The sequence below is a fragment of the Streptomyces sp. NPDC101234 genome, assembly GCF_044767525.1.
Lineage (GTDB): Bacteria > Actinomycetota > Actinomycetes > Streptomycetales > Streptomycetaceae > Streptomyces > Streptomyces sasae.
This window is the reverse complement of record NZ_JBIWOA010000009.1, coordinates 257,971-283,535: the sequence shown is the minus strand read 5'-3', so window position 1 is coordinate 283,535 and position 25,565 is coordinate 257,971. Positions and strand designations below refer to the sequence as shown.

The window sequence follows — 25,565 nt, the reverse complement described above, 5'->3', positions numbered from 1 at the left end:
CTCGGACGGCCGCGTCCGGCCGGCCCACGTCGAGGGCGTCGCGAGACAGTCCATGGAGACATGGGTCGGCCATGAGGCTCGTGGGCAGGGCTCGCCGTCCCGGTCGGACAGCTCGACCTGGATCTCGACCTCGACGGGGGCGTGCAGCGGGAGCACTGCGACGCCGACCACGCTGCGGGCGTGGACGCCTCTGTCCCGGGAGTGCGCGGTCATGCGGGTGCCGCAGCGTCCGCACCAGATCACTCCGTCCAGCAGAGCCGGCGCGTCGAGCAACGCGCCCCTACTCAACGAGCGTGCCCGGTTCGCCTCGATCCTGGCCGGGTTGCGTTGGTGCCGGCCGGTGTCGACAGAGGCAGGCAGTACTTCGGTCAAGGAGACCAGCCGTTTCCCGCGTGGGCGGCGGACGCGGCCGGTGAACGGCCGACCCGCCAGGCGGCGGCGCAGGTCGGTGTGGCTTCGACCATAGACGGACACCCCGACACAGGCCGGTTGCCGGAGCATGTTCTGGATCACGATCCGGCTCGGGCAGCGCCGTCCCCACTGCCCCTTGCCCACACCGGCACGCCTTCGGCACCCAGGAATGGCCGCACGACGACACTCCGGTGACGAAGACCCTCACCTACCGCAACAGCGGCAGCGCACCCGTCACCCTCCACCTCACGACCGAAGGCGCCCCCGGCGTGTTCACGGTGACCCCGTCCGACCTGACCGTCCCGGCAGGCGGCACCGCCACCGCCACCGTCACCGCCGACACCCGCAAGCGCACCACGGACGGCGTCTACTCCGGCGCGGTCACCGCCACTTCCGACGACGGCAAGAACGTGGTCCGCACCCCCGGGCTCGTCACCCGCGAGGTCGAGTCGTACAACCTGACCATAAAGACCATCGGCAAGAACGGCGGGAAGCCGGAATACGCCACCAGTTCCCTGAACTCGATGAGCAGCAGCAAGTACTGGTACCCCTTCGACCGAGACACCGACGGCGACTACCAGGTGACGATTCGAGTGCCCAAGGGCCGCTATGTGGTGGACAACTGGATCACCGAGGCCGACAGAAGCTCGATGCTCGTCTCCCCCGGCCTGTCGCTCACCAAGGACACCACCCTCGTCTTCGACGTCCGCAAGGCCAAGGGCGCCACGGTCACCGCGCCGGTTCCCGGGGCCGCCCCACGCAATCCGATCGTGAAGTACGCCGCCAACGGGAGCGGCTTCGGCATCGCCGTGGCCGTGGACGGCGGCATCACCACGGCCCAGGTCGGGCCGAGCGCTCCGGCGGACGAGTTTGCGGCCCAGTACAGCGGTGTCTGGTCGGCCGGCGGAGGCGCCGAGCCGCAGTACGACATCGTGGTCACTCGCAAGGGATCCTTCTGCACCGGACTCACCCGGACGGTCCGGCAGTCGTCGATGGCCAGAATCGAGACGGCCATCGGCTCCGACGTCAAGAACGGAAAGGCCGAACCGTCCGGCCAGAGGGAAACCCCCGGCTTCCCTCAGCTGACCCAAGCCGGCCCCGGCACTCTGGGGTACACCAGGCCCGTCCCGACCGCTCGCGCCGTGACCTACGTCTCGACGGACCAGGGCCTGCGCTGGAGCCTCGGCCAACGCATCTACCGCGTCAGCGAGCCCTCGCCGTACCGCGAGATCACCCCCGTCGCCGCCACGCGCTACGCAGCGGGCCGGACCTACCACGAGACATACAACAAGCCGGTGTTCGGTTTCGCTGTCGCGGACGGACCGAACTGGATCGGCGGAAAACGACTGGGCAACACGTACGCCCTGTGCAACTCGCTGCTCTCCGACGGCCATTACGTCTTCGACGTCGCGGCCAGTGAGAAGACCGTGCTCAAGGCCGGCCGCACGACATACCTCAGCACCACCGTGGACCCCTGCTTCACGGGTGTGCTGAGCGGGCTGCCCGCGGAGAAGACCAAGTACACGCTGGCCATGCAGTCACGGCGCAGCCTGAGCACCTACTCGGTCAGCGACCGGGTCACCGCGACCTGGACCTTCACCTCGGCGTACGTCGACCCCGACGGCCCGGCACAGGCCCTGCCGCTGTCCGCGGTCCGCTTCACACCGGCGCTGACACTGACCGGCACCGCCCAAGCGGGGCGTCGCACCACGGTGCCGGTCGTGGTGCAGGGGCCCGCGGCCGCCCGGGGGCACCTGAAGTCCCTGGCCTTACAGGTCTCCTGTGACGGGGGCCGCACCTGGCGTACGGTCGCCGTCCGCACCGACGCGTCGGGCCAGCGGTCCATCACCCTCACCCACCCGGCGAGGCCGGGCACGGTCTCCTTCAGGGCGGCCCTGGCCGACACCGCGGGCAACACGTACACCGGCACCATCGACAACGCCTACCGCACCGTCCGGTAGCCACCCCTGGTCGGGCCGGTAGTTCGAGACCGGAGTTCTGACGGGGTTCGTGCAAGACGCTCTGGCTCAGGTCACTCTGCCTGCTCCGTCTTCGTGTCAAAGACCCGAAAGCCCCGCCGCTCGTAGTTGCCGAGCGCATGCGGGCTGTCCTTGCTGCACGTATGCAACCACACGCGCTTCGTGGGCTCCCGGTGCTCCCACCGCTTCGCAAGGTCCCACGCCCGCGCCGTCCCGTACGACAGCAGATAACCGCCGATCCCTCGCCCCTGGAACGCCGGAAGCAGCCCGAATTGCGTGATCTCCACCGCGCCATCCGGCTGTGGGTCCAGCTCGATGTATCCCGCCGGCGTGCCCCGCTCGTACACCAGCCACGTCTCCACTCCCGGCTTGGAGACGAACGCCAGCCACTGCCCCGGCGTCCACTCGCGGCGCTCGCTCCAGTCGAAGCCTGCACCCACCACGGCGTAAAGCAAGCAGTTCAGCTCGGGCGAAGGAATCTCCACCCGGACAATCGACAGATCACCTGAGGTCGCGGCCTCCGGCACGCGAACGGAAATCAGATCAGCAGCAGACGTCTGTTCGAGAGACCAGGTGGTAACCGCGTTCATGACCTCATCTCATCACACCCTGTGTCGAGGAGGCTGACAGCCCACCGGCGCCATTGGCTCTGACACTGTTCAAACCGGCAGCACCACCACGGCACCACCAGCTTCACAACCGCCCCCTCCAACCCCTTCACCGGCTCGGGCGGTCTGAGCGGGGCTCTGTCCGCGATCACAGGGAGCCGTCATGGTCGGTGAGGTGGCGTTCGAGCGCATGCGGGCCGTCGGCGGCACCTGGCAGCGGCTCTTCACCACCCTGATACCCCGGGCCACCGGAGCCCGCGACAAGGGGCCCGCCTCGCGTGCGCCCTCACCACCGCCATAGCCCGCCTGCACGTTCCCAGACGACTTGATCGTCCGCGTACCGGACCGGACATGATCCGGCGGACAGGGCCTACTCGTCCGGCACGATCCGTGCATCTTCCTCTGGTCAGACCCTGACGAACCAAAGAAAAGCCCCAGATGTTGCCCAGCCGGACGGCGGTCCCGGCCTGTTCCATCCGCGCGATGAGCTGACGGCGCCCGGCCGCGTCTTCACCGTCGTACGCCGCGGCAGTGGTGGGCGCCCCGCCATCCCGGGGGCCGCAAGCCCTCCGTCAAGCCGTCACTGCTCCATCGTGAGACGAGAGCCCGAGACGCTGGTCCCGGCGCAGGAGGAACCCGAGCAGGACCTGAATCAGCCGCGGTCCACCACCACCGGCCGCTGCCCAGCCAGGCCGGCGGATCCATGGCTCCTCTCACGGGAGTACAGCGAGAAGCGCACGACACCGGACAGTGAACCCGAGGCAGGCATGAAGCCGTGCACGCGGTCCGGGTTCTCCCCGATCCTGATCCTGGTGCCGGCGGCGGTCTCATCGCCGTTCAGCCTTCTCTGCGGCACGAGTTCACCGTCCTTGGCGACAAGCTCGTCCGCCTGCAGGACGGCCACAGGCCGGTCGCCGTTCGGACGAAGGTCCACCGTGAAGTTGTGGCCGGCCGCGATGAACGTGTCTTCGCCGCTCCACAGCAGGAGCCCGTAGCCGAGGGGCTCGCCCTCTCCCCGCTCCTTGTGAGCCTTGATCACGAACTCGTACCGGCCGAAGGTGATCGGCTCCTCCTCACCGGCCCGGACTCGGAAGCCGCACACACGGTCCTGGGTCTGGGCCCTGAGAATCTCAGTCTCCAGTGCCGCGAGCTGAGCGTAGGTGCGGCGCAGGTCGCGGGCCTCGTCAACACCCAGGGAGTCGAAGCCGAACGGCGCGACTCCGATGGCACCGTACTTTCCGATGGCGAGAAAGCTGTGCGAGACGCCGTGTGCGTCAGCACGCATCTCGGGCACGAACAACGCGGTGTTGGTGTCCGCGTAGTTCTTGAACGGAATCTCGAAGTCACCGAAGTACACATCCGGCGCGAGGAAAGCGATCGCGGGGGCCGCCAGCTTCCAGACCGCGCTGACGTGCGGAAGCGGTCCCCCGCTGGGGAACACACCGGGTGCCTGCCCGCCGGCGAACACGACGTCCGCACGCGAGGACTCGTCCGGCACGATCGAGTCGAGCCACGCGTTGACGAACAATGGGATGTCGTGGTGCGCCCGGCCGGCGGCGGCGACGTGCTGGATGTAGGTCGCGTAGTGCCAGGCCATGAACAGCTCGGCCGTGCGGTCGGCGTCGCCGGTCAAGGCGCCCCATGTCGGGGCGGAGGGTTCGAGAGGGGCCCGGACGTGCGGCGATGCTCCAGAGCGCAGGGCGTCCACAAGGGGGGCCGGTACGGGAGCCTCCCAGGCGGCGGCCGCGTCCGCTCCGTGGGAGCGGGCGGCGCCGAGAAGGCCGACCTCGTTCTCGACCTGCACCATGATCACGGTCTTCTCGCGGCCGTCGACCCGTGCGAGGTGCTCCATGAAGGCGGCGAACGCGGCGGCGTCCGCGTCGCGGTTGGCCGCGGAGAACGGGCTGAGGTTGTCCAGCGGGATGCCGGCCGCGTCGAACTGCAGGGGAAAGCGGTACGGGTTGCGCTTCACCCAGACCGGCGTGTAGCTCGAGGAGCCGTTCTTCCAGCTCCCGAACCAGAGAAGCACCAGCTTGAGCCCGTGCTCGCGTGCGCCGGTGAGCATGGCGTCGACCAGGCCGAAGTCGAACTCTCCCTCGCGTGGCTCCACGAGTTCCCAGCTCACCGGGGCCAGCACGGTGTTCACCCCCGCACCGGCGAATCGCTCCCACAGCGGCTGGAGGTACTCCGCGCTGGACGACGTGGAGTTGTGAAGTTCGATGCCGCGTATCAGGAAGGGATCGCCGTCCACGACGAGCTGACCCGTGACCGCGTCGATGTAGTGGTCTTTCAACGGGGTTGTCCAATCGTTGCTGCATGACGGGGAGGTGCCTGCGTGCCAGGGCACGTCACGGGCGCCGACCGCGCCCCGCGTCCACGCGCGCGGGCGGCGACGTGGCACGAGCGGTCGGCGGACCCAGGCTTGATCATTCCGGGTCGGGCGCGATGTCCCAGCCGGCGTAGCGGAACTCCGCGAAACGCACCACTCCCTCGCTCGTATGGAGCCCGATGACCCGGCCGGTGAACGACGCGCAGGTCTCCGCCGTCCAGTACCGCCCGTCCAGCTCCGCGAGCGGTGTCCCGTTGGCCAGCAACCGGACCAGGTCCCCGCCCACGGCCGTGGCCTCCTCCGGCGGCGTTCGCAGTTCGAGGCCCAATTCGACCGGACCGGTGCGGAACGTCGTACGCCACTCCTGTCGCAGACCGGCAAGCGCGGCCCAGGCGGTCACGACCGTGATGTGGTCCTCCGTCCTCGCCTCCAGGCCGAAGTGATGCCGCTCGTCGTAGCGCACGGCCAGACCTCCCACGCCGTCGGAGGCGTCCACCGTGGTCGTCACCACGGCGTTCAGGTGGCGCTGACGACGGCCGACGAAGACCGGCTGCGGATCGCCGAGGCCGGCCTGCTGCCCACGCAGTTCCAGGTGCTCATCGGCGACACGGGCCACGGCGCGGGGTGTGGTGCGGACGGCCAGCCAGCCGGGATCGTCGAGGGCGGTCTCGTCCTTGAACGTGAACACGACGTGCTCGGTGCCCGGACGCGGAGCGAGTTCGACGGGAGCGACAGTCGGCCAGCCGTCGTCGGCCCAGACCACATCGGTGATGAACGTCTCCCGGCCCAGCGGAGAGAATGCCTCCGCCGCACCGACCGGACGCACGCCCAGCAGCACCAGCGCCCAGCCACCGTCGGGGGTTTCCACCAGATCGGCATGACCGGTGTTCTGGATCGGCCATGAGTGTCCGCTCGCCGTCAGCAGCGGATTGGCCGGGTACCCGGTGAACGGGCCGGCGGGGGACGCGCCGCGCGCGATGCTCACCGCGTGAGCGCGTTCCGTGCCGCCCTCGGCGATCACCAGGTACCAGTGGTCGCCGTGCCGGTACAGGTGGGGGGCCTCGGGGAACCGCAACCCGGTCCCGGACCAGAGCGAGCGGGGAGCTTCGAGGGCCCGGCCCGTGGCCAGGTCGACCCGGACCTGCTCGATGCCGTGGTGGCGTCCCGCCTCCTCCCCCGACAGCCGTAGTCCGGAGTAGGTGACGTAGGCGGTGCCGTCGTCGTCCCAGGCGAGGTCCGGGTCGATGCCGTCGACGCCGGTGATGGTCAGTCCTTCGCTCCACGGGCCGGCGGGGTCGGTGGCGGTGAACACCACGCAGCCCCGGGGGCTGCCGACCACTGTGACGATGACGTGGAAGACCCCGTCGTGGTAGCGGATGGTGGGCGCGAACACGCCGGCGCCGGTGACGACCGAGCCGACGACGACCTGCTCCGGGCGCTCGGCGACATTGCCGATGTGTTCCCATGTCACGAGATCGGTACTGCGGTACACCGGCAGGCCGGGAAGGTACTCGAAAGTCGAGGTCACCAGGTAGTAGACGCCGTCGACGAGGATGACACTCGGGTCGGGGTTGAAGCCCGGGATCAGGGGGTTGGGCCGGCCGGTCATGCCGTCACCAGCTCGACCGTGACAACGACGTCCCACGGGCCCAGCTCGATGGCGTCCCCCGCGCGGAACTTGCGGGCGGCCAGTACGTCTTCCAGGTCGACGGGCGCGGTGACCGTCTGGGGTTTCCACGCCCAGTTGTGCAGGACGTGCACGCGCCGACCGCCCTTGTTCGTCGCGCTGTTGACCGTGACGCTCTGCGGAAGTTCGCCCCAGAGCGCGGCTGTGGGGCGCGCCCACTCGAAGAGGGCCCTGGCGAAGGAGGGGTTGGGCAGGGTGCCCACGCACGTGATGCGTCCCTCGCCGTGGGGCCGGGTCGTCGCGGCCGCGAACTGCCCGAAGTGCGGGTGCTGGTAGCCGGCCAGGACCTGTGCGTCGGTGGCCAACAGGCCGTCGGCCCAACGGGTGGCAGTGGCGTCCTTTGTCAGTCGCAGTCCGCTGTCCGGCACGGCGGTCAGCGGGACGTCACCATCGAGGTTGCTGTATTCGCCGTAGACCGCACCCGCGGGTCCGGACAGGACCGGGGGCGCGACCTCCGCCCGGGCCCGGCCCTCCTCGTCGGTGTAGCCGGTACGCGGTCCCAGGACGAGGTGTCCACCCGCCGCGGCGTAGGCGGTGAGCCAGTCGAGCAGAGGCCGCTCGGTCACCTGCGCCCCCGCGGCGACGAGCAACGGGTGCTGTGCCGCGAACCGCGCGGGATCCGGGTGCTCCTGACCCGGCGCTCCGTGGAGGATCTGGTGGTCGTGGACCAGCCGGGCCTGCAGCCGGGCGTCGAAGGCACCCCGGTAGAAGGCGTCGAAGATCTCCCGGTAGGCGTGCCGGTCGGGGGCTCCGTGGGCGTCGGCCAGCGGCGGCTGCTTCTCCATCAGCCACTTGCTGGCAGTGGAGTACAGGAGGACGACGTCGCTGTGCGGCGTCAGGTCGGCCACCGTCTCGCCGGCGGCCTCGAACTCGGCTCCCAGCGCGGCTATCTCGCGGTAGGCGCGGCCGGGGACCTCGCTGTGCGGAAGGACGCCGCCCCAGTACGTCTCGGCGCCGAAGCGCAGGGTGTTCCACTGCCAGTACTCGATCATCGTGGCGCCGCGTGCCACCAGGGCCCAGGCGGCCTGGCGCCACTGCCCGTCGTAGGCGGGCTTGATGTGCCCGGAGTCGTTCACCGACAGGGCGACCGTCTCGGTGACCAGGAAGGGCGCCTGCCGGGAGGCGTACATGCGGTCCGCCGTCAGGTGCAGGGCGGGCACGCCGGTGGTGAACCAGTGCCGCTCAGTGGGGTGCGGTTGCGGGAGCAGCAGCGCGTCCTGCATGCCGTAGTAGGCGTTGCCGGAGGTGATGTCGAGTTCGCGGGACGTCAACTCGTCATCCATGGCGGGGAGTTGATAGGCGATACAGGTCGTGACGAACTGGCCGGGCTCGGTGTAGCCGCGCACGATGTCGGCCTGCCAGCGGATGAACTCGGCCGTCTGCTCGGCCTGGAACCGGCGCCAGGCCAGGTCGTACTGCGGTTGCGCGTTGCCGTCCGGTCTCCACAGGTCGGACCAGTCGGACAGGCGGTGCGACCAGTAGACGAGACCCCACTCCTTGTTGAGGGTCTCGACGTCCCGGTAACGGTGGCGCAGGTGGTCGACGAAGCGCTGGAAGACACCGTGGTTGTGCAGCAGGTGGAACCCCGGTTCGTTGTCCACCTGGACGCCGATGACCGCGGGATGGGCGGCGTAGCGGTCCATGATGACGCGGATGACGCGCTCGGCGTGGAAGCGGAAGGCGGCGTGGGTGAAGTCGGCTTCCTGGCGTGCGCCCCAGCCGACGCGTTCGCCGCCGGCGGTCTCGCCCGCGATCTCGGGGTACTTGCGCGCGAGCCACGGCGGAACCGCGTAGGTGGGGGTTCCGAGGATGACGTGGATGCCGCGGGCGTGAGCGTGGTCGAGGACCGGCTGCAGCCAGTCGACGTCGAAGCGGCCGTCCTCGGGTTCCCAGGTCGACCACACGGATTCACCGACGCGGATGACGCTGAATCCGGCCGCGGCCATCCGGTCGAAGTCCTCGGTGACACGCTCGCCACGCTGGTACTCGGCGTAGTAGGCCGCTCCGAAGAGGACGCGGCGGGGCAGGCGCGACGTGCTCGTCACGAAGACTCCTGACTGTGTGTGGTCGCTGCGCGCCGGGGCGGTGCGGTCGACTCGCGGACTGCGAGGACCGGTTCACCGAGATGCATCCGGCGGCCGGTGGCGGTGGGTGCGGCGATCTCCTCGACCAGGAGTGCGACGCCTTCGGCCGCCATGGCGTCCAGGTCGTGGACGATGGTGGTGAGAGCGGGGTTGAGGAAGCGGGCCGCGGGGATGTCGTCCATGGCCACGACGCTGACGTCGTCGGGCACGCGAAGGCCGTTCTCGTGCAGGGCTCGGATCAGACCGATCGCCATCTCGTCGTTGGCGACGAACACAGCGGTCATCGCCGCGTCCTCCGCGAGACGGAGCCCCGCCTCGTAGCCGCCCTCGCAGGTCCAGCCCCCCTCGATGGGCTCGACCACCGGCAGGCCGGCGTCGGTCAGCGCGGAGCGCCAGCCGTCGGCACGGTCCCGTGCCGCCCACCAGCGGTCGGGCCCGGAGAGGTGGCGGATCTCGGTGTGGCCGAGGTCGATGAGGTGACGGGTCGCCACATAACCGCTGCGGTCGGCACGCTCAGCCGCCTCTATGCGGCGAGGGGCGGAGACGCTGTGGAACCGTCCCATGGTCAGCACCGGCACGTCGATGGTCACCGCGATGGGCCCCTCATCGATGTCCTCGGGCAGGATGATGCCGTCGACGCCCTGCTCCAGGAGTCGCTCGATCGGGCCGGCGAGAGCGTGGGTGTCGTCCTCGCCCGTGTGTGCCGCGATCGTCGCGTAACCCAGTCGGCGCGCTGCCGCTTCCGCCGCGACGAGCAGGGTCGACGGTCCGTACAACCGGGCGTCGAGCGCGACGACACCGATCCGGCCTGTGCGGCCGGAGGTGAGGCTGCGAGCCGCCGCGTTGGGACGGTAACGCAACTGCTGCGCCGCGAGAAGCACCTTCTCCCGCACCTCGGGGCGGACATGCGGCTCGCCCCTCATCACACGCGACACGGTCTTCTGTGACACACCCGCCAGGCGTGCCACGTCGGTGCTCGCAGGCCGAGGAACGCCCCTGTCCCCGCCGGTGGGTACCACGGCTCACCGATCCCTTCACATCTCGCCCCGCCCGGCGGCGACTTCGCACCGGGCAGCTGAACGCGCTCAGACTACGTAGTCAACCGCGGAATGGGAAGAACTCAGATCGCCGCCCGTCCGACGTAACCCGTCCGTCATCCAAAGCCGGAAAAACAGGCACGACGTCCCTCTTGACTTCAGTACGTCCGACGATTCAAGGTACCGCTTGACTTCGTAGTCAAAGCGCGGACGGGGATCGCAGAGCGGTCGCCGTCGCGCCCGGTCCCGTGACCCGGCGATACGGGCCAGGTGACGGTTCCGAATCCCACGGTGAGTGTCACCCAGGCCGAGGAACCGGCTTGAGTGACCTTCGGAACCAGGGTCGCCGTCCGCCGATGCCTCGGTGGCGGCGTGATGTGAACCCATGCGTCCCAGACCGGGCGACGCAGCCGCTGCATGCCGACATGCAGTGTCCGACGCGGTCGATGTTCGACAGCACCTGGGCGTCAGATCGCCCGGAAGAGGGAGAGCGCCAGTCATGACCAGTCAGCCGAAGAACACTTCGAGAGCATGGAGTCGCCGCTCCTTCCTCGCCACGAGCGCGATGGCCACAGCGGGAACCGCGCTGACCGCCTGTTCCGGCTCCGGCAGCTCGTCCGACAAGTCCGTCAAGCCCATGTCGTCGGCGAGCATGGCGGCCGCGCTGAAGAAGCCGACCGAGATCACCTTCTGGACCTGGGTCGATCTGAAGAAGCAAGTAGCGATGTTCGAGGCGAAGTACCCCAACATCAAGGTGAAGATCGTCAACGCCGGCCAGAGCGCCGATGAGTACAAGAAGCTCAGGACAGCGCTCAAGGCGGGCACGGGAGCGCCCGACGTGGTCCAGATCGGGCTCGACACCCTGAGCGCGTTCGTGATCACGAAGGACCTGCTGGACCTGGCACCGTACGGCGCGGGTGACCTCAAGGACGACTTCGTCGACTGGACGTGGAAGCAGGTGTCCACCGGCGACAAGGTCTACGCGATTCCGCAGGACAGCGGTCCGCTGGGCACGCTCTACCGCAAGGACGTCTTCGACCACTACGGTCTGCGCGTTCCCGAGACCTGGGAGGAGTTCGCCGCGCAGGGGCGTAAGCTGCACGCCGCCAACTCCGCGATCTCGATGACGAACCTGCCCAACAACGACGCCCCGAACTGGCTGGGGCTGGCCTGGCAGGCGGGCGCCCGCCCCTTCTCGGTGAACGGGACGAACGTCACCATCGGCGTCAACTCCGCGAAGATGAAGCAGCTGGCCGGCTTCTGGACCCCCCTCGTGCAGCAGGGCATCGTCTCGGCCGACGCGGACTTCAACAACGACTGGTACGCCGGTCTCACCAAGGGCACCTACGCCACCTGGGTCACCGCCGGCTGGGCTCCGCTCTTCTTGCAGGGCGCCGCCGCGAAGAGCGCCGGCAAGTGGCGTGTGGCGCCCGTTCCGCAGTGGAGCGACGGGGCATCGGTGTCGGGCAACTGGGGAGGCTCGACGAACGCGGTCACCGCGCAGACGCAGCACCCCGAGGCGGCGGCCGCCCTCGCCATGTTCATCAACCACGACAAGCAGTCGTCCCTGAGCATGGCGACCGAACTGTCGCTGTTCCCGCCGCTGCGGAGCACGCTGGCCAACCCCGAGTTCATCGGCCAGAAGTCCGCCTTCTTCGGCGGTCAGAAGGTCAACCAGCTGTTCTCGCAGTACTCCGGGACGGTCAGCACCGACTTCCAGTGGAGCCCGTTCAACGACTACGTCACCAGCAGCTACAACCCGACCGTCGGCACCGCCCTGACGCGCAGGAAGTCCCTGTCGGACGCCCTGGACGCGTGGCAGGAATCGCTCACCTCCTACGCTCGCAAGCAGGGCTTCAAGGTGACCGGCTGAGTCATGGCTCTCGCACTTCCCGGGCGTCGCGGACGCCCCCGACAGCGCCGGCCGCACGGCCTGGCAGGCTTCCTCTTCGTCGCACCGTTCATGATCGTGTTCGTCGCGATGTTCGTGGCTCCGCTCGGCTACGCCGGGTACCTGAGCCTGTTCCGTACCCAGATCGTCGGTGGAACGGTCTTCACCGGCCTCGACAACTACGTCGACGCCTTCCACGACCCACAGCTCCGCGCGGGCCTGGCCCGGATCGTGAAGTTCTTCTTCGTCCAAGTTCCCCTCTCGATGGTGCTCGCCACCGTCTTCGCCCTCCTCATCGACTCGGGCCGGGTATGGGCACCGAAGGTGTTCCGGCTGGCGTTCTTCGTCCCGTACGCGGTTCCGGCGGTCGTCGCCAGCCTCCTGTGGGGCTACATGTACGGCCGGAAGTTCGGCGCCTTCACCCAGCTCGCCGAGCACATGGGACTGGCCAACCCGGACTTCCTGTCGGCCGGCCACCTGCTCTCCTCGATCGCCAACGTCGTGACGTGGGAGTTCACCGGCTACAACATGATCATCCTGTACGCGGCGCTCCAGGCCATTCCCGGGGAGCTCTACGAGGCCGCCGCGCTGGACGGCGCCGGTCCGATCCGCACCGCCCTGTACGTCAAGCTGCCCCTGCTGCGGCCGGCCCTCGGAGTGATCCTGCTGTTCTCGATCATCGGCGCGTTCCAGCTGTTCAACGAACCGCAGGTGCTCATCCCGTCCGCCGGCGCGGCCATCACACCCAGCTGGACACCGAACCTCTATGTCTACAACCTCGCCTTCACCGATCAGCAGACCAACTACGCCGCCGCGGTGTCCTTCGCACTCGGCCTCGTCATCCTCGTGGCGACGTACGTGGTCTTCGGCCTCGGAAAGCTAAGGAGGCCGCGGTGACCAAGACCCTCGACGCACCCGCCGTCGCACACACACCGGCGCCACCGGCCGCCCGGACCCGGCGGCGCAAGGACCGTAAGTCGGTCATCGCGACCGCCTTCCTCCTGGCCTTCTTCTGCTACTTCCTGGTGCCGTTCTTCTGGCTGGTCGTCTCCGCGACCAAGACGAACGGAGATCTCTTCGACTCCTTCGGGTTCTGGTTCTCCGGGCACTTCAACCTGTTCGACAACGTCCGGGCCGTCTTCGCCTACTCCGACGGCGTGTTCTGGCACTGGATGGCCAACTCCGCCTGGTACTCGATCGCCGGCGCCCTGGGGGCGGCCCTGCTCGCGACCTCGGCCGGGTACGGGTTCTCCAAGTTCGCCTTCTTCGGCCGGTCCGGGATGTTCACCCTGATCCTCGGCACGATCGCCGTGCCGACGACAGCGCTGGCCATCCCGACCTACCTGCTGTTCAGCAAGGCGGGACTGACCGATACCCCCTGGGCGGTGATCCTGCCGTCGCTGGTCAACCCCATCGGCATCTACCTGATGCGGGCCTATGTGGGGGACTCGGTGCCCGACGAGATCCTGGAGGCCGGGCGCATCGACGGAGCGAGCGAAGCCAAGATCTTCTTCCGTATCGCGCTGCCGATGACCGTGCCGGGATTCACCACGGTGTTCCTGTTCTCACTCGTGTCGACGTGGAACAACTACTTCCTGCCGCTGGTCATGATCAGCAACCCGAAGTGGTACCCGGTCACGGTCGGACTCGCCCAGATGAACGCCACCGCCAACGCGGGCGGTGGTGCACAGGCACTGTTCTCCGTGGTCATCACCGGTGCCCTGATATCGATCATCCCCCTCGTCGTCGCGTTCCTGCTGCTTCAGCGGTTCTGGCAGTCCGGGCTCTCGGCGGGTGCCGTGAAGTAGCCCCGAAACCGGCGTTCCGACGGAGCGCGAGGGCTCCCTGTTCAAGTCCGTGATCTCGATGCCCGGCCAGTCGGCCGGGCATCCCATCGAGAAGGGAACTGGCTTTGACCGACAACGGTTTCAGCAGACGCCGCATACTGGCGGGCGGGCTCGGCGTGTTCGCCGGCGTGGCGGTGGCGCAGACGGCGAACGCCGCTCCACTCTCCTCGTCCTCCACTGCCGACGAGGTGGCGTCCAGGCCGTCCACGATCCCCGCGCTTCGGGAGTGGACCGCAGGCTCGGGTTCTTTCCGGATCGGCCCGTCCGCGCGCATCGTCGTCCGCGCCGCCGACTCGCGCCGTCTGCGGAGCGACGCCCAGGTCTTCGCCGAGGATCTGCGGGCGCTGACCGGCCACGACGCCCCGATCGTGGTGACGGACGCCGCGCCGCGCGACGGTGACATCGCGCTCGACCTGCGTGCGACGGACGCCGTGCTCGGCACCGAGGGGTATCAGCTGACCGTGGACAAGAGTGTCCGCGTGAGCGCGAGGGCGTCGGCCGGCGTCTTCTACGGTACCCGCACCCTTCTCCAACTCCTGCGGCAGGACACCAGCATCGTCGCGGGCACGGCCCGTGACTGGCCCCGCTACGCCGAGCGCGGCCTGATGATCGACACCGCCCGTAAGCACCACTCGTACGACTGGTTCGTGTCGCAGATCAAGGACATGGCCTACCTGAAGCTCAACTACCTGCACTGGCACTTCAGCGACGACGAGGGCTGGCGTATCGAGAGCCGCCACGGTCTGGAGTCGGCGGAGCACCTCACCAAGCAGCAGGTGCGCAGCCTGATCGAGCTGGCGACGCGGCACCACATCACCGTGGTGCCCGAGATCGACATGCCAGGCCACCTGGGCTATGCGCTCAAGGCCCACCCCGAGTTCCAGCTCAAGGACCCGGACGGCAACGTCACCGCCACCAAGATCGACTACTCCATCCCCGCCGCGCGTCGCTTCCTGCGCGACCTCGTCGAGGAGTACCTGCCGCTGTTCCCCGGTCCCTACTGGCACATGGGCGCCGACGAGTTCCTCGGCGAAGCGCAGTTCGCGAACTACCCCCAGCTGGGGAGGTACGCCCAGCAGGAACTCGGCTCGTCGGCCACGGCGCAGGACGGAATCCGCAATCTGGTCAACGAGTTCAACAAGTTGGTTCGGTCCCGCGGAAAGACGCTCCGCGTCTGGAACGACACCTTCACCTCCGATGTCGCCTTCCCGGTCGACGAGAGCGTCGTCGTGCAGTGGTGGACCGACCTCAACACCCCGATCCCGAGCACCAATCCGGTGACACCCCAGGACCTCGTCTCCCAGGGCTACACCGTCTTCAACTCCAGCTTCTTCCCCACGTACGACTACCCCGACTACTTGAAGCCCGCCTCGGCCACCCCACGCGCCCTGTACGAGAACTGGACCGCGAACAGGTTCCACGGTTTCGCGTACTTCGACGACTACGGCACCGGTTTTCCGTTCCACGACCTCGACGCCACCGAGCCCAACCTCCTCGGCTCCGCCGTGCACTTCTGGAACGACGGCGCCGCGTCCAGCACCTGGACCGAGGAGAAGACCGCCGAGTCGCTCTTCCCGCGCCTGCGCGTGATGGCACAGCAGACGTGGGAGTCGGCCCCGCTGGTCAGCACATACGCGGAGTTCGAACCGATCCTCCAGCGGCTCGGGTCGGCACCGAGCTGAGCCGGGCCGCGTCTCACAGGAGGGTGGCCGACCCGCCAGTCGGCCACCCTCCGCACTGTGCAGGCCCCGGAACATCGCGTGCCCAGGCCGGCTCCCGCAGTTCTCCCCCATCACATCGGCGTCGACGGCCTTCTCAGGTCAGGCTGCCTGTCGCCCGGCTGCCCGGCCCGTCCGGCGCGGTGATGCGGAACGACAGGTGCGCGCCCTTCGAAGTGTCCCTGACCACGAGGGTCCCTCCGTGAGCGGTGGCGATGTCGCGGGCGATGGCCAGGCCGAGTCCGGAGCCGCCCGCGTCCCGTGCCCGGGCTTCGTCCAGGCGGTGGAAGCGCTGGAACACCCGCTCACGGGAGGTGGCTGGGATGCCCGGGCCGTCGTCGATGACGTCGATCCCGTCGGCGGTGACCCGGACCGTGACCCGGGAGGCGGCATGGCGGACCGCGTTGGCCACGAGGTTGGCGACCATGCGCTCCAGGTGGGAGCGGGAGCCGGTCACCAGGACGTCGGATTCCAGCTCCAGTGCGATCTTCACGGGGGCCGGGCGGGCGACTGCCTCGGCCGCCACCTGAGCCAGATCGACCTCGGTGCCGATCAGGGGTTCGCCCCCGTCGAGCCGGGCGAGCAGCAGCAGATCACCGGTCAGCTCCTTGATGCGGGCCACGTCGGTCAGCGCCTCGGTTACAAGGCCGGGCGCCTGATGCATCCCGAGTTCGAGTCGTGCGCTCAGGGTGGCCACCGGGTTGCGCAGTTCGTGGGCGGCATCTGCGACGAACTGCTTGTGCCGCTCGACCGCCGACTCCAGCTGGCGCAGGGTGGCGTTCATGGTCTGCGCGAGACGTGCCACCTCGTCGCGGGTCATCGGCTCGGGCACCCGCCGGTGGAGGTTCTTGGCGGTGATGTCGGCGAAGGTCGCCCTGATCGACTCCACGGGGGCCATCGCGCGGCCCATCAGCTGCCACGTCATCGCGGCCATCAGCGCCACCAGCGCCGGAACACCGAGCAGGAGCAGTCGTTCGAGCGTGCTGAGGGCGTTCCGCACGGGGGCCAGCGAGACCTTGGCCTTCACCGTCTTCGGGCCGTCGGCGGTGTCCACGACCGTGCTGGCGGTCGCATAGCCGTCGGCCAGCACCACCTTCTCCTCGTCCGTCCCGGCGGTGTGGTCGCTCTCCTCCGGCGTCGGCTCCGAGCCGTCCACCCCGCCCGGTGGAGCCGCGTCGACGGGCGCGTCCTCCTTGAGCGCCGAGGCGCTGGCCCTGACCTTCCGGGTGGCCTGATCGGCGACGCCGGCTTCAAGACTGTGGCGCATCGTGAGGATCAACACCAGGGATGCCGAGGTAAGCACCGTGGCGACGATGACGGTCGCGGCCAGGGTCACCCGTATCCGCACCGACAGCCGGTTCACGGAAGCTCCAGTAGGTAGCCGCTGCCCCACACGGTCGTCAGGGTGCGGATGCCGAACGGCGCGTCGATCTTCCGGCGCAGGGCGCTGACGTAGACCTCGACGATGTTGGGATCGCCCTCGAAGGCGAAATCCCAGGCATGCTGGAGCAGTTCCGCCTTGGTCACCACCTGGCCCGCCCGGCGGGCCAGCAGATGGAGCACCGCGAACTCCTTGGGGGTCAGCGCGATGTGTACGCCGCCACGCCGGGCGCATGCCGCCGCCGGGTCCACCTGCAGATCCCCCACCTCGATGACGGCGGGTCGTTCCTGCGCCCCGCGGCGGACCAGGGCCCGCAGCCGGGCCAGCAGCACCGCGAAGGAGAACGGTTTGGCCAGGTAGTCGTCGGCGCCGCTGTCCAGCGACTGAACCTCGTCGAGTTCACCGTCCATCGCGGTCAGCATCATGATGGGCGTCCAGTTGCCGGCTTCGCGCAGCTTCCGGCACACGGCGAATCCGTTGAGACCCGGCAGCATCACGTCGAGCACGATCGCGTCGTACCGGTGCTCTCCGGCCATCCAGACAGCCTCACTGCCGTCACCGACCACGTCCACGGCGAAACCCTTGTCCACCAGTCCGGACTTGATGACGTCGGCCAGTCGCTGTTCGTCCTCGACCAGTAGCAAGCGCATCGACCCAGCTTCCACCATCGGACCTGAAGGAATCCTGAAGACCCCTCTCAGGACCGTTTCAGGCACTGCCGGGCAAGCTCTCGGCCATGAACACGACCACGAGCCCCCCTGCCAGGCGCCTGACCGCGGCCGGCGCGCTCGCCGCCCTGGTGCTCACCGGATGCGGAATCAGCAATGCCGCCACGGACCCGGGCGGCGGCAGCACCTCGCGGAGGGCCCTCTCCGGGATCTGCGCAGCCTCCACGCAGCGAAACGGCGTCGTGCACTGCACGAAACTGTTCCCCGGGACGAAGCCGGTACGGCTCCCGGGCGACCCGTCCCGAACCCAGCGCTACGGAGCCGTCGAGCGCGGCGTCCCGACGTTCCACACCCGCGGCAGTGACCTGCCGCTCACCGCCGCCGTCACCAGGAGGCTGGAAGCGGAGGCCAACGGTGGCCGTACCGACTACGCGAACACGATCTACCTCGCGACCGTCTCCAAGGGCAAGGTCACCGAGATCAAGCCGGTTGCGAACATCGAGGAGAACGCCGTCCTTCGCGCCGTCTTCGGCGGCCGGGCCATGGAGGGGACCATCGGTGTCCGCACCCGCCAGGGCGACTACAGCTTCACCGCGGCCCTTCCCGTCCGCATCGAGTTCGCGGGCTCGCCGGAGCGCGGACAACTGACCGGAAGGATCTCCAACGCGACCAGCGCCGTCCGCAGCGCCAAGGGCTCCTGCTTCGCCCCGCTCAACCGCACCCGGGCGAATCCGCTGGTCGGAAAGTTCACCGCCAAGATCGGCATTCAGCGCGTCCCGTCGATGCACGGGGCGTTCGACGACGAGCTCATTCTCATCTGGGCCACTGACGAGAGCAACATGGGCGACGCGTACTACCCGAGCGTCGCGACCCTGCTCGGCGGGGACAGGCTCGGCCCGACCTGGGAGACCTCGCTCCACGGAGTGCCGTCGCTGGGCCCGCCCGTCAACCTTCGTCTCGTCACCGGCGGCGGCAGGACCTGCTGACGAGCCCACCCGCTGCGTGCCGGTCCTGACACGACGCCGGCACCGGCCGCACGGTCGCAACCGCGTGGACACCGACGGCCGGGCAGCGACTGCGCTGCCCCCAGAACCGCCGAGCATGAGAACCACTCCCACCGCCCTGAGGAACGGCCCCGCCATGCAGGAGCAACCCGCCCACCCCTACGGCACTCCCGACGCCCCACGCGTCGCCGTCCGTGGAGAAGCGCACCTCGAAGTCGACCCCGAATTCGCCGGTATCGGCGTCACCGTGAGAGCCCGGGGGACCGACCGCCGCGGCACCCTCGCCGACCTCAGCCGCCGAAACGCCCTCGCAGCCGACCTCATCACGGGCTACGGCAACGCCGTCGAACGCATGGAAACCGGCGCCCTGGCCATCACCCCGGAACTCGCCGAACACGGCCGCCGCGAACGCGTCCGCGCCTACCACGGCCACGTCCACACCACCGTCGAACTCACCGACTTCTCCGCACTCGGCGAACTCACCGCCCGGCTCGCCGACCTCGACCTCACCGACGTGGACGGCTGCTGGTGGGGCCTGCGCCCCGGCTCACCCGTGCACCGCCAGTGCCGCCGCGCCGCCGTCCACGATGCCGTGCAACGCGCTCGTGAATACGCCTCCACCCTCGACGCCGGCCTCGTCGCGCTCGTCGAACTCTCCGACAGCGGCCTGACCACCGGCGCCCCGTCCACCCACGACGACCACTTCGACCAGATGGCACCGCGCGGCGCCAGGGACGACTTCGCTGCTGAAGCATCCCTCGCCATCGATCTCCGACCCGAACGGCAGACCGTGACCGCACACGTCGAAGCGCACTTCATCATGACCCCGCCACGGCTGTGACCGTGATGGCTCTCTCCGGCCGCCACCGAACGCTCACAGCGGCAAGAGGTCGCCCAGCCGCATGCTCGCCCGGCTGTCCGCAGGGTTCACCGACGAGCACATCGCCCGCTCGCTCGGCTGCAGCCTTCGCACCGCGCGACGCAGGGTCGCCCACCTCATGCGCGAACTCGGCGCCACGACCCGGTTCCAGGCAGCGCCGCGCGCACGAGACCTGGGCTGGCTGTAGCAGCGCCGGCTAGGAGCCCTGACGCACGAACGCGGTCGGCGCCCGCCGCCATGCGCCGGAGCACGCCGGTCCGGATCCTGCCCCGTGGCTGTGGGCGGCGGGCAGATCAGCGCGGTGTCCGACGCATCCTCATAGGAGACACGAACTGCCGCTCTGGGCCGCGTCCCTCCCGCTCCGCCGCCGCCCACGGCCCGGCTCCGGCGCGCCACCGTGTTCCGTGGAAGGCCACCTTTCGACCTCCGCCGCACAGTGATGGACCCGTCCAGAGCCGGACCGTTCACGGCGGTGTACAGCGGTTCAGTAGGTCGCACGCCCCCCGCTGATGTCGTACACGGCGCCGGTGGAGAAGCTGACGCGGTCGGAGGCGAGGAACGCGACGAGTTCGGCCACCTCCTCAGGGCGTCCGATGCGACCCATGGGGATCAGGCTGGCGAGGCGCTCGAGTACCTCCGGCGCGGTGGTCGCGTTCATCGGTGTGGCGATGACGGCGGGCGTGATCACGTTGACCAGGACCCCACTGGTGGCAAGTTCCTTGCCGGCGGCCTTGGTGAGCGCGATGACGGCGGCCTTGGAGGCCGAGTAGGCGGAGAGGTTGGGGTTGCCGTCCTTGCCGGCCATGCTGGCGAAGTTGACGACTCTGCCCCAGCCCCTCTCCCGCATGCCTGGTACGAACAGACGCATGGTGTTCACCGTCCCCATGACGTTGACGTCGAGGACGCGCTGCCATTCGTCGCGCACGGTCTCCAGCAGTGGCTTGTTCGGCCCGACGATGCCGGCCGAGTTGACCAGCACGTCCACCGGCCCTATGCTGTCGGCCGCATCACGCAGTGCCGCTTCGTCGGTGATGTCGACGCACACGTCGGCTTCTGCGAGGTCGAGTGTCGTCACCTTCAGCCCGTCGGCGCGCAGACGCTCGGCGGCGGCGGCGCCCAGCCCGCGCGCACCGCCTGTCACGAGGGCGGTTCTGGCGTTCATACGGTGTCCTGCCTTCCAGTCGGGTGGGTGTGGCCTGGTGATTCGAAGGAGCGGAGTGAGTCGGAGCTCCGGACACGGCCGTCACAAGGCTGAGTCCGATGGACGGCTGAGGAGACTGGGCCGTCCCAAGCCCCGGCTCTTGGCTGCACCGTCGTTGGAAACAGGCGATCGGGGTCGCGCTCGGCCCTGACCGAGGCGATGGGCAATGCCCCTTCGATGTCCGACGACGTGCTGCGGGCCCTCGATTCCACCGCAGCAGCCCTGCTCACGGGTGAGGACGTGTCGCGTCGTCGAGAAGCTCCAGCAGATGGCGGTAAGGATGCCCGGTCGCCCTGGTCATGCCGAGTTCGCAGGTCCTGTTGACAGAGGCGTGGGCGGCTGCCGGATGCCGCAGTGCGGCTCGTGCCTCGGCCGCCGTCGCCGATGCGGTGAGCTCCGGGTGCAGCAGGCCCCGGTCACCGGCGAAGGCACAGCAACTCCAGTCCTCGGGTTGCACGACCTCCTCGGCGACCGCGGCCGCCACCCGCAGCAGCGCCGGGTTGAGGCCGAGCTGTGTGGAGGAGCAGGTGGGATGGACGACCACCGAGGGAAGACGGCGGGCCTGCGGCAGCCCGGGCAGCACGGTCGTGTCGACGAACTCCACCGCGTCCACGACTCGGACGGCCTCCTCGGCGAGCATGCGGGCCAGTCCCTCGGTGCACGAGGCGGCGTCGACCACGACGGGCAACGCACCGTTGTCGGTGGCCTCGCGCAGGACGGGCAGGACGCGGTCGCGCATGGCCGTGTGTCCGTCGGTCAGGCCCTTCGACTTCCAGGGTGTTCCACAGCACAGCGAGGCGATCTCGGCCGGCACCCGGACTTCCACACCGGCTCGCCGGCACAGGGCCAGGAAGGCGTCCCGGACTCCCGGTCCCGCCTCAGGGTCGGCCGGTGCGAACATCGTGGAGAGGCAGGCCGGGAAGTACACCGCCTGTGGTGTCCGCGTCTGCACGGGGCGGCGCCGGCTGCCGCCACGCGGCAGGTCGGCGGACCAGGCGGGCACCGTGTCCGCGCCGAGCAGCGCCCGCCCGGCCGCGGTGATCCGCGCGGGCAGCGCGTCGGGCACGGTACTCGCGGCGGTCAGCGCTATCGCGGCCCCTCTGGTGACGCCGTCCCAGTGCCGGGCCACGTACGCCCACACTTTCTGTTCGGTCCGGCCACGCTGTTTCGCACGCAGACTGCGTGTCAGGTCACCGGTGTCGATGCCGACCGGGCAGGCGGTCGCGCACATGCCGTCGACGGCACATGTGTCGACTGCGTCGTACTGGTATTCCCGCTCCAGCTCGGCGAGCAGCCCGGTGTCGCCCGCCTCCTTGGCCCGGGCGATCTCCCGGCGCAGCACGATCCGCCGGCGTGGGGAGGTGGTGAGGTCCTGGCTCGGGCAGACCGGTTCGCAGTAGCCGCACTCCACGCACCGGTCGACCTCGGCCTCGACGGTGGGCGTGGACTTGAGGTGGCTGATGTGCCCGGCCGGGTCCTCGTCCAGCAGCACTCCGGGGTTGAGCAGGCCGAGCGGGTCGAGCAGCCGTTTGACCTCGCACATGACGTCGTAGAGCTCGTCGCCGTACTGCCGGCGGACGTAGGGCGCCATGATGCGTCCCGTGCCGTGTTCTGCCTTGAGGGTGCCGCCGGCGCCGAGCACCAGGTCGACCATGTCCTCGGTGAAGCGCAGGTAGCGGTCGACGTTGCCGGGCGCGTCGAAGTCCTCGTTGAGCAGGAAGTGGACGTTGCCGTCCTTGGCATGGCCGAAGATGACGCTCCCGCCGTAGCCGTGGCTGTCGAACAGTCCGGTCAGCTCCGAGCAGGTCGGCAACAGCGCCTCGACCGGGACGGCGATGTCCTCCAACAACGCTGTCGTCCCGGACGGGCGGGCGCCGGCGACCGCCGTGTAGAGCCCCTTGCGGATGTGCCACAGTGCCGCCCGGGCGACCGAATCGGTGCTCAGCTCCGCGGGGGCCGCCAGGGGAAGGCCGGCGATGAGGCGCGACGAGGTGTCGACTAGGTCGGAGAGTTCCTCGCCCGACGGGCTCTGGTGCTCGACCAGCAGCGCGGCGTGGTCCCGTACCGTGAGCTCGCGCAGCGCGGCGATCGCGCGGGGGTCCTGACGGGCGACGCTCAGGCTGGTGGCGTCGAGCAGTTCGATCGTGGTGAAGCCGGTGTCGACGAGGGCCGGCAACGACCCGGTGGCGGCGGCGAGGTCGGAGAAGAGCAGCAGCGCGGTGGCGGCATGCGGGTGGGCCGGGACGGTGCGGAACGTCGCTTCGGCGACGAAGGCGAGCGTGCCCTCGCTGCCGATCACCAGGTGCAGGAGGATGTCGGCCGGACGGGTGTGGTCGACGAAGGAGTTGACTCCGAGGCCCATCGTGTTCTTGATCGAGTACAGCTTCTCGATGGTCCCGACCGACGCCGGGTTGCCCCGCACCCGGTCGCGCAGACGGGCGAGACCCTCATGGAGGTCGGGTTCCAGGGCGCGCAGCCGGTCGTCGGCGTCGATGGCTCCGGTGTCGAGCACCGTACCGCTCGGCAGCACCAGGACGGCGGACTCCAGCGTCCGGTAGGTGTTGGCCTCTGTACCGCACGTCATGCCGGAGGAGTTGTTGGCGACGACTCCGCCGATCGTGCAGGCGGACTCGCTGGCCGGGTCCGGGCCGAGCTTGCGGCCGTGGCGGGCGAGCCGGTTGTTGACCGCGCGCACGGTCGCTCCGGGCTGTACGCGGACGCGTGCGCCGTCGTCGAGGATCTCGATCCCTCGGAAGTTGCGGCGGGTGTCGACCAGGACCCCGTCATTGGTGGCCTGCCCGGACAGGCTGGTACCACCGGAACGGAAGGTCAGCTGGAGTCCGTGCGCGCCGGCCGTCCTCATAAGAGCGGCGACCTGGGACATGTCACGAGGGGCGACGAGGGCCTGCGGGACGAGCAGGTAGTGCGAGGCGTCGTGGGCGAAGGACAGCCGGTCCGAGGCGCGGCCGGTGACCGCGCCCGGAGCCGCCGACTCCAGTCGGGCCAGCAGGGCCGCGTCGGCGGCGAGCGGGTGGCCGGGCTGGACCGCCGGTGCGACCCGGCGGCGGTCAGTGCGACTCACGACTGACCTCCGAGCCGCTGGACCCGGTGAGGAAGTCCAGGTCGGCTCCGGTGTCGGCCTGCTGGACGTGGTCGACGTAGAGCCGCTCCCAGCCGCGACTCGGGGCTGCGAAGCCGGCGACGGTCGCCTCGTTGGGGGTGCGTCGGGCGAGTTCGTCGGCGGGCACTTCGAGGTCGATGCGGCGGGCCTGTACGTCCAGGCTGATGACGTCTCCGGTGCGCACCAGGGCGAGGGGGCCGCCTGCGGCAGCCTCGGGTGTCACGTGCAGCACGACCGTGCCGTAGGCGGTGCCGCTCATCCGGCCGTCGCAGACGCGGACCATGTCGCGCACGCCCTGTTCGAGCAGCTTCCTCGGCAGGGGCATGTTGGAGACCTCCGGCATGCCCGGATAGCCCTTGGGGCCGCAGCCGCGCAGGACCATGACGGAGTCGGCGTCGATGTCCAGGTCCGGGTCGTCGACGCGGGCGTGGAAGTCCTCGATGCTGTCGAAGACGACCGCCTTACCGCGGTGGCGCAGCAGGTGGGGCGAGGCCGCCGCCGGTTTGACGAGGGCGCCCTGCGGGGCGAGGCTGCCGCGCAGGACGGCGATGCCGCCCTCGGCCACCAGCGGCTTCTCCCTGGTGCGGATCACCTCGGGGTCCCAGATCGGGGCGTCGTCGAGATGGTCCACCAGCGGGGTGCCGGTGACGGTCAGGGCCTCGGGATCGAGCAGGTCGCGCACCTCACGCAGAACGGCGAGCAGACCGCCGGCCCGGTGGAAGTCGTCCATGAGGAAACGTCCGGCCGGCAGCAGGTCCACCAGGACGGGTACCCGGGAGCCGATGCGGTCGAAGTCGTCCAGGGTCAGGTCGATGCCGAGACGGCCGGCGATCGCCAGGAGGTGGACGACGGCGTTGGTGGAGCCGCCGACGGCCGCGAGGGCCACGATGGCGTTGTGGAAGGAGGCCCTGGTCAGGAAGGTTCCGGGCCTGCGGTCGGCGGCGACCATGTCCACCGCGAGGCGGCCGGTGCCGTGTGCGGCCTCCAGGAGGCGACTGTCGGCGGCGGGGATGCCTGCGGTGCCGGGCACGGTCGTGCCGAGCGCCTCGGCGACGATGGCCATCGTGGACGCGGTGCCCATGGTGTTGCAGTGTCCGCGGCTGCGGATCATCGCGGACTCGGAGCGGGTGAACTCCTCGTTCGACAGCGTGCCGGCCCTGACCTCCTCCGACAGCCGCCACACATCGGTGCCGCAGCCGAGCGGCGCGCCCCGGAAGGTGCCGGTCAGCATGGGACCGCCGGGGACGACGACGGCGGGCAGGTCGACGGAGGCGGCGGCCATCAGCAGCGAGGGGATCGTCTTGTCGCAGCCGCCGAGCAGGACGACGCCGTCGATGGGGTTGGCCCGGAGCATCTCCTCCGTGGCCATGGCCGCCATGTTGCGCCAGAGCATGGCGGTGGGGCGCATCTGGGTCTCGCCCAGGGAGATCACGGGAAGGTCCAGCGGGATGCCGCCCGCCTCGTACACGCCGTTGCGGACGGAGGCCGCGACCTCGTTCAGGTGCGCGTTGCACGGGGTCAGGTCGGAGGCGGTGTTCGCAATGGCGATCTGCGGTCGGCCCGTGAACGCGTCGGCGGGCACGCCTCGGCGCATCCAGGCCCGGTGAATGTAGGCGTTGCGGTCCTGACCCGCGTACCACTGTGCGCTGCGGAGCTTCACACACGGCTCTTTTCATTAATCGGTACGGCGGTCTACGATTTGGAACACGGGGAGCATAG

Annotated in this window: 19 protein-coding genes and 1 pseudogene; 9 read left to right on the top strand and 11 right to left on the bottom strand. The window is 69.5% G+C overall.

All coding sequences use genetic code 11. The features are described 5' to 3' along the window. Nucleotides 1-102: 102 nt before the first annotated feature. Nucleotides 103-195: pseudogene (locus ACIRR9_RS19050) on the bottom strand (RidA family protein); the annotation flags it as partial. Nucleotides 196-602: 407 nt separating this feature from the next. Here ACIRR9_RS19050 and ACIRR9_RS19045 point away from each other — a divergent pair. Beyond that, nucleotides 603-2,372 (top strand): hypothetical protein, encoded by a 1,770-nt coding sequence (locus tag ACIRR9_RS19045; RefSeq protein ID WP_403752956.1) that lies wholly within the window; start codon nucleotides 603-605, stop codon nucleotides 2,370-2,372. A 71-nt stretch (nucleotides 2,373-2,443) separates the two neighbouring features. Here the strand turns inward: ACIRR9_RS19045 and ACIRR9_RS19040 are convergent, their stop codons facing one another. Then, a complete protein-coding gene (locus ACIRR9_RS19040) occupies nucleotides 2,444-2,980 on the bottom strand; it encodes a GNAT family N-acetyltransferase (RefSeq protein WP_403752953.1) in 537 nt (178 codons plus the stop codon). Between the two features lie 181 nt (nucleotides 2,981-3,161). On the opposite strand from ACIRR9_RS19040, the gene ACIRR9_RS19035 reads away from it, so the two are divergent. Continuing rightward, nucleotides 3,162-3,299, top strand: coding sequence for a hypothetical protein (locus ACIRR9_RS19035; protein ID WP_403752950.1), 138 nt, complete (start codon nucleotides 3,162-3,164; stop codon nucleotides 3,297-3,299). Between the two features lie 351 nt (nucleotides 3,300-3,650). On the opposite strand, the gene ACIRR9_RS19030 is transcribed toward ACIRR9_RS19035, so the two are convergent. From ACIRR9_RS19030 to ACIRR9_RS19015, 4 genes are all read right to left on the bottom strand, one after another. Then, nucleotides 3,651-5,291 (bottom strand): DUF5597 domain-containing protein, encoded by a 1,641-nt coding sequence (locus ACIRR9_RS19030; RefSeq protein ID WP_403752947.1) that lies wholly within the window; start codon nucleotides 5,289-5,291, stop codon nucleotides 3,651-3,653. Nucleotides 5,292-5,424: 133 nt separating this feature from the next. Continuing rightward, a complete protein-coding gene (locus ACIRR9_RS19025; RefSeq protein ID WP_403752944.1) occupies nucleotides 5,425-6,936 on the bottom strand; it encodes a family 43 glycosylhydrolase in 1,512 nt (503 codons plus the stop codon). Beyond that, nucleotides 6,933-9,059 carry a beta-galactosidase gene (locus ACIRR9_RS19020; protein WP_403752941.1) on the bottom strand — a complete coding sequence of 709 codons (2,127 nt, stop codon included), beginning with the start codon at nucleotides 9,057-9,059 and terminating at the stop codon, nucleotides 6,933-6,935. Before ACIRR9_RS19020 ends, ACIRR9_RS19025 begins: the two co-directional genes overlap by 4 nt. Further along, nucleotides 9,056-10,066, bottom strand: coding sequence for a LacI family DNA-binding transcriptional regulator (locus tag ACIRR9_RS19015; RefSeq protein WP_403752938.1), 1,011 nt, complete (start codon nucleotides 10,064-10,066; stop codon nucleotides 9,056-9,058). The genes ACIRR9_RS19020 and ACIRR9_RS19015 overlap by 4 nt, the downstream gene beginning before the upstream one ends. A 568-nt stretch (nucleotides 10,067-10,634) precedes the next feature. On the opposite strand from ACIRR9_RS19015, the gene ACIRR9_RS19010 reads away from it, so the two are divergent. From ACIRR9_RS19010 to ACIRR9_RS18995, 4 genes are all read left to right on the top strand, one after another. Next, a complete protein-coding gene (locus tag ACIRR9_RS19010; RefSeq protein WP_403752934.1) occupies nucleotides 10,635-12,008 on the top strand; it encodes an ABC transporter substrate-binding protein in 1,374 nt (457 codons plus the stop codon). Nucleotides 12,009-12,011: 3 nt separating this feature from the next. Then, nucleotides 12,012-12,923 (top strand): carbohydrate ABC transporter permease, encoded by a 912-nt coding sequence (locus tag ACIRR9_RS19005; protein ID WP_403752931.1) that lies wholly within the window; start codon nucleotides 12,012-12,014, stop codon nucleotides 12,921-12,923. Further along, complete coding sequence (locus tag ACIRR9_RS19000; protein ID WP_403752928.1) at nucleotides 12,920-13,834, top strand: carbohydrate ABC transporter permease; 915 nt, start codon at nucleotides 12,920-12,922, stop codon at nucleotides 13,832-13,834. The genes ACIRR9_RS19005 and ACIRR9_RS19000 overlap by 4 nt, the downstream gene beginning before the upstream one ends. 104 nt (nucleotides 13,835-13,938) lie before the next feature. Beyond that, nucleotides 13,939-15,555, top strand: coding sequence for a family 20 glycosylhydrolase (locus tag ACIRR9_RS18995; RefSeq protein ID WP_403752925.1), 1,617 nt, complete (start codon nucleotides 13,939-13,941; stop codon nucleotides 15,553-15,555). Nucleotides 15,556-15,688: 133 nt separating this feature from the next. On the opposite strand, the gene ACIRR9_RS18990 is transcribed toward ACIRR9_RS18995, so the two are convergent. Beyond that, nucleotides 15,689-16,954 (bottom strand): ATP-binding protein, encoded by a 1,266-nt coding sequence (locus ACIRR9_RS18990; RefSeq protein ID WP_403752922.1) that lies wholly within the window; start codon nucleotides 16,952-16,954, stop codon nucleotides 15,689-15,691. Further along, nucleotides 16,951-17,622: a response regulator transcription factor gene (locus ACIRR9_RS18985; RefSeq protein WP_403752919.1), complete on the bottom strand. Its 672-nt coding sequence runs from the start codon at nucleotides 17,620-17,622 to the stop codon at nucleotides 16,951-16,953. The genes ACIRR9_RS18990 and ACIRR9_RS18985 overlap by 4 nt, the downstream gene beginning before the upstream one ends. A gap of 86 nt (nucleotides 17,623-17,708) precedes the next feature. Here ACIRR9_RS18985 and ACIRR9_RS18980 point away from each other — a divergent pair, with 86 nt between their 5' ends. From ACIRR9_RS18980 to ACIRR9_RS18970, 3 genes are all read left to right on the top strand, one after another. Continuing rightward, nucleotides 17,709-18,626, top strand: coding sequence for a hypothetical protein (locus ACIRR9_RS18980; RefSeq protein WP_403752916.1), 918 nt, complete (start codon nucleotides 17,709-17,711; stop codon nucleotides 18,624-18,626). Between the two features lie 154 nt (nucleotides 18,627-18,780). Further along, nucleotides 18,781-19,485 (top strand): SIMPL domain-containing protein, encoded by a 705-nt coding sequence (locus tag ACIRR9_RS18975; RefSeq protein ID WP_403752913.1) that lies wholly within the window; start codon nucleotides 18,781-18,783, stop codon nucleotides 19,483-19,485. 61 nt (nucleotides 19,486-19,546) lie between these two features. Next, on the top strand, nucleotides 19,547-19,711 hold the full coding sequence (locus ACIRR9_RS18970) for a LuxR C-terminal-related transcriptional regulator (RefSeq protein ID WP_403752910.1): 165 nt from the start codon (nucleotides 19,547-19,549) through the stop codon (nucleotides 19,709-19,711). A gap of 297 nt (nucleotides 19,712-20,008) precedes the next feature. Here ACIRR9_RS18970 and ACIRR9_RS18965 read toward each other — a convergent pair whose 3' ends face one another. The 3 genes from ACIRR9_RS18965 to ACIRR9_RS18955 form a co-directional block, all read right to left on the bottom strand. Continuing rightward, entirely contained in the window at nucleotides 20,009-20,686 is a 678-nt protein-coding gene (locus ACIRR9_RS18965; RefSeq protein ID WP_403752907.1) for an SDR family NAD(P)-dependent oxidoreductase, read from the bottom strand. Between the two features lie 265 nt (nucleotides 20,687-20,951). Beyond that, nucleotides 20,952-23,807, bottom strand: a complete 2,856-nt coding sequence (locus ACIRR9_RS18960) for an FAD-binding and (Fe-S)-binding domain-containing protein (RefSeq protein ID WP_403752904.1) — start codon at nucleotides 23,805-23,807, stop codon at nucleotides 20,952-20,954. After that, nucleotides 23,794-25,506 carry an IlvD/Edd family dehydratase gene (locus ACIRR9_RS18955; protein WP_403752901.1) on the bottom strand — a complete coding sequence of 571 codons (1,713 nt, stop codon included), beginning with the start codon at nucleotides 25,504-25,506 and terminating at the stop codon, nucleotides 23,794-23,796. Before ACIRR9_RS18955 ends, ACIRR9_RS18960 begins: the two co-directional genes overlap by 14 nt. Between the last annotated feature and the right edge of the window lie 59 nt (nucleotides 25,507-25,565).

Excerpts from the sequence above, each read along its gene's own strand:
- ACIRR9_RS19040 (WP_403752953.1), bottom strand. The coding sequence starts at position 2,980 with ATGAACGCGGTTACCACCTGGTCTCTCGAACAGACGTCTGCTGCTGAT.
- ACIRR9_RS19035 (WP_403752950.1), top strand. The coding sequence starts at position 3,162 with ATGGTCGGTGAGGTGGCGTTCGAGCGCATGCGGGCCGTCGGCGGCACC.
- ACIRR9_RS19025 (WP_403752944.1), bottom strand. The coding sequence starts at position 6,936 with ATGACCGGCCGGCCCAACCCCCTGATCCCGGGCTTCAACCCCGACCCG.
- ACIRR9_RS19010 (WP_403752934.1), top strand. The coding sequence starts at position 10,635 with ATGACCAGTCAGCCGAAGAACACTTCGAGAGCATGGAGTCGCCGCTCC.
- ACIRR9_RS19005 (WP_403752931.1), top strand. The coding sequence starts at position 12,012 with ATGGCTCTCGCACTTCCCGGGCGTCGCGGACGCCCCCGACAGCGCCGG.
- ACIRR9_RS18985 (WP_403752919.1), bottom strand. The coding sequence starts at position 17,622 with ATGCGCTTGCTACTGGTCGAGGACGAACAGCGACTGGCCGACGTCATC.
- ACIRR9_RS18980 (WP_403752916.1), top strand. The coding sequence starts at position 17,709 with ATGAACACGACCACGAGCCCCCCTGCCAGGCGCCTGACCGCGGCCGGC.
- ACIRR9_RS18975 (WP_403752913.1), top strand. The coding sequence starts at position 18,781 with ATGCAGGAGCAACCCGCCCACCCCTACGGCACTCCCGACGCCCCACGC.
- ACIRR9_RS18970 (WP_403752910.1), top strand. The coding sequence starts at position 19,547 with ATGCTCGCCCGGCTGTCCGCAGGGTTCACCGACGAGCACATCGCCCGC.
- ACIRR9_RS18965 (WP_403752907.1), bottom strand. The coding sequence starts at position 20,686 with ATGAACGCCAGAACCGCCCTCGTGACAGGCGGTGCGCGCGGGCTGGGC.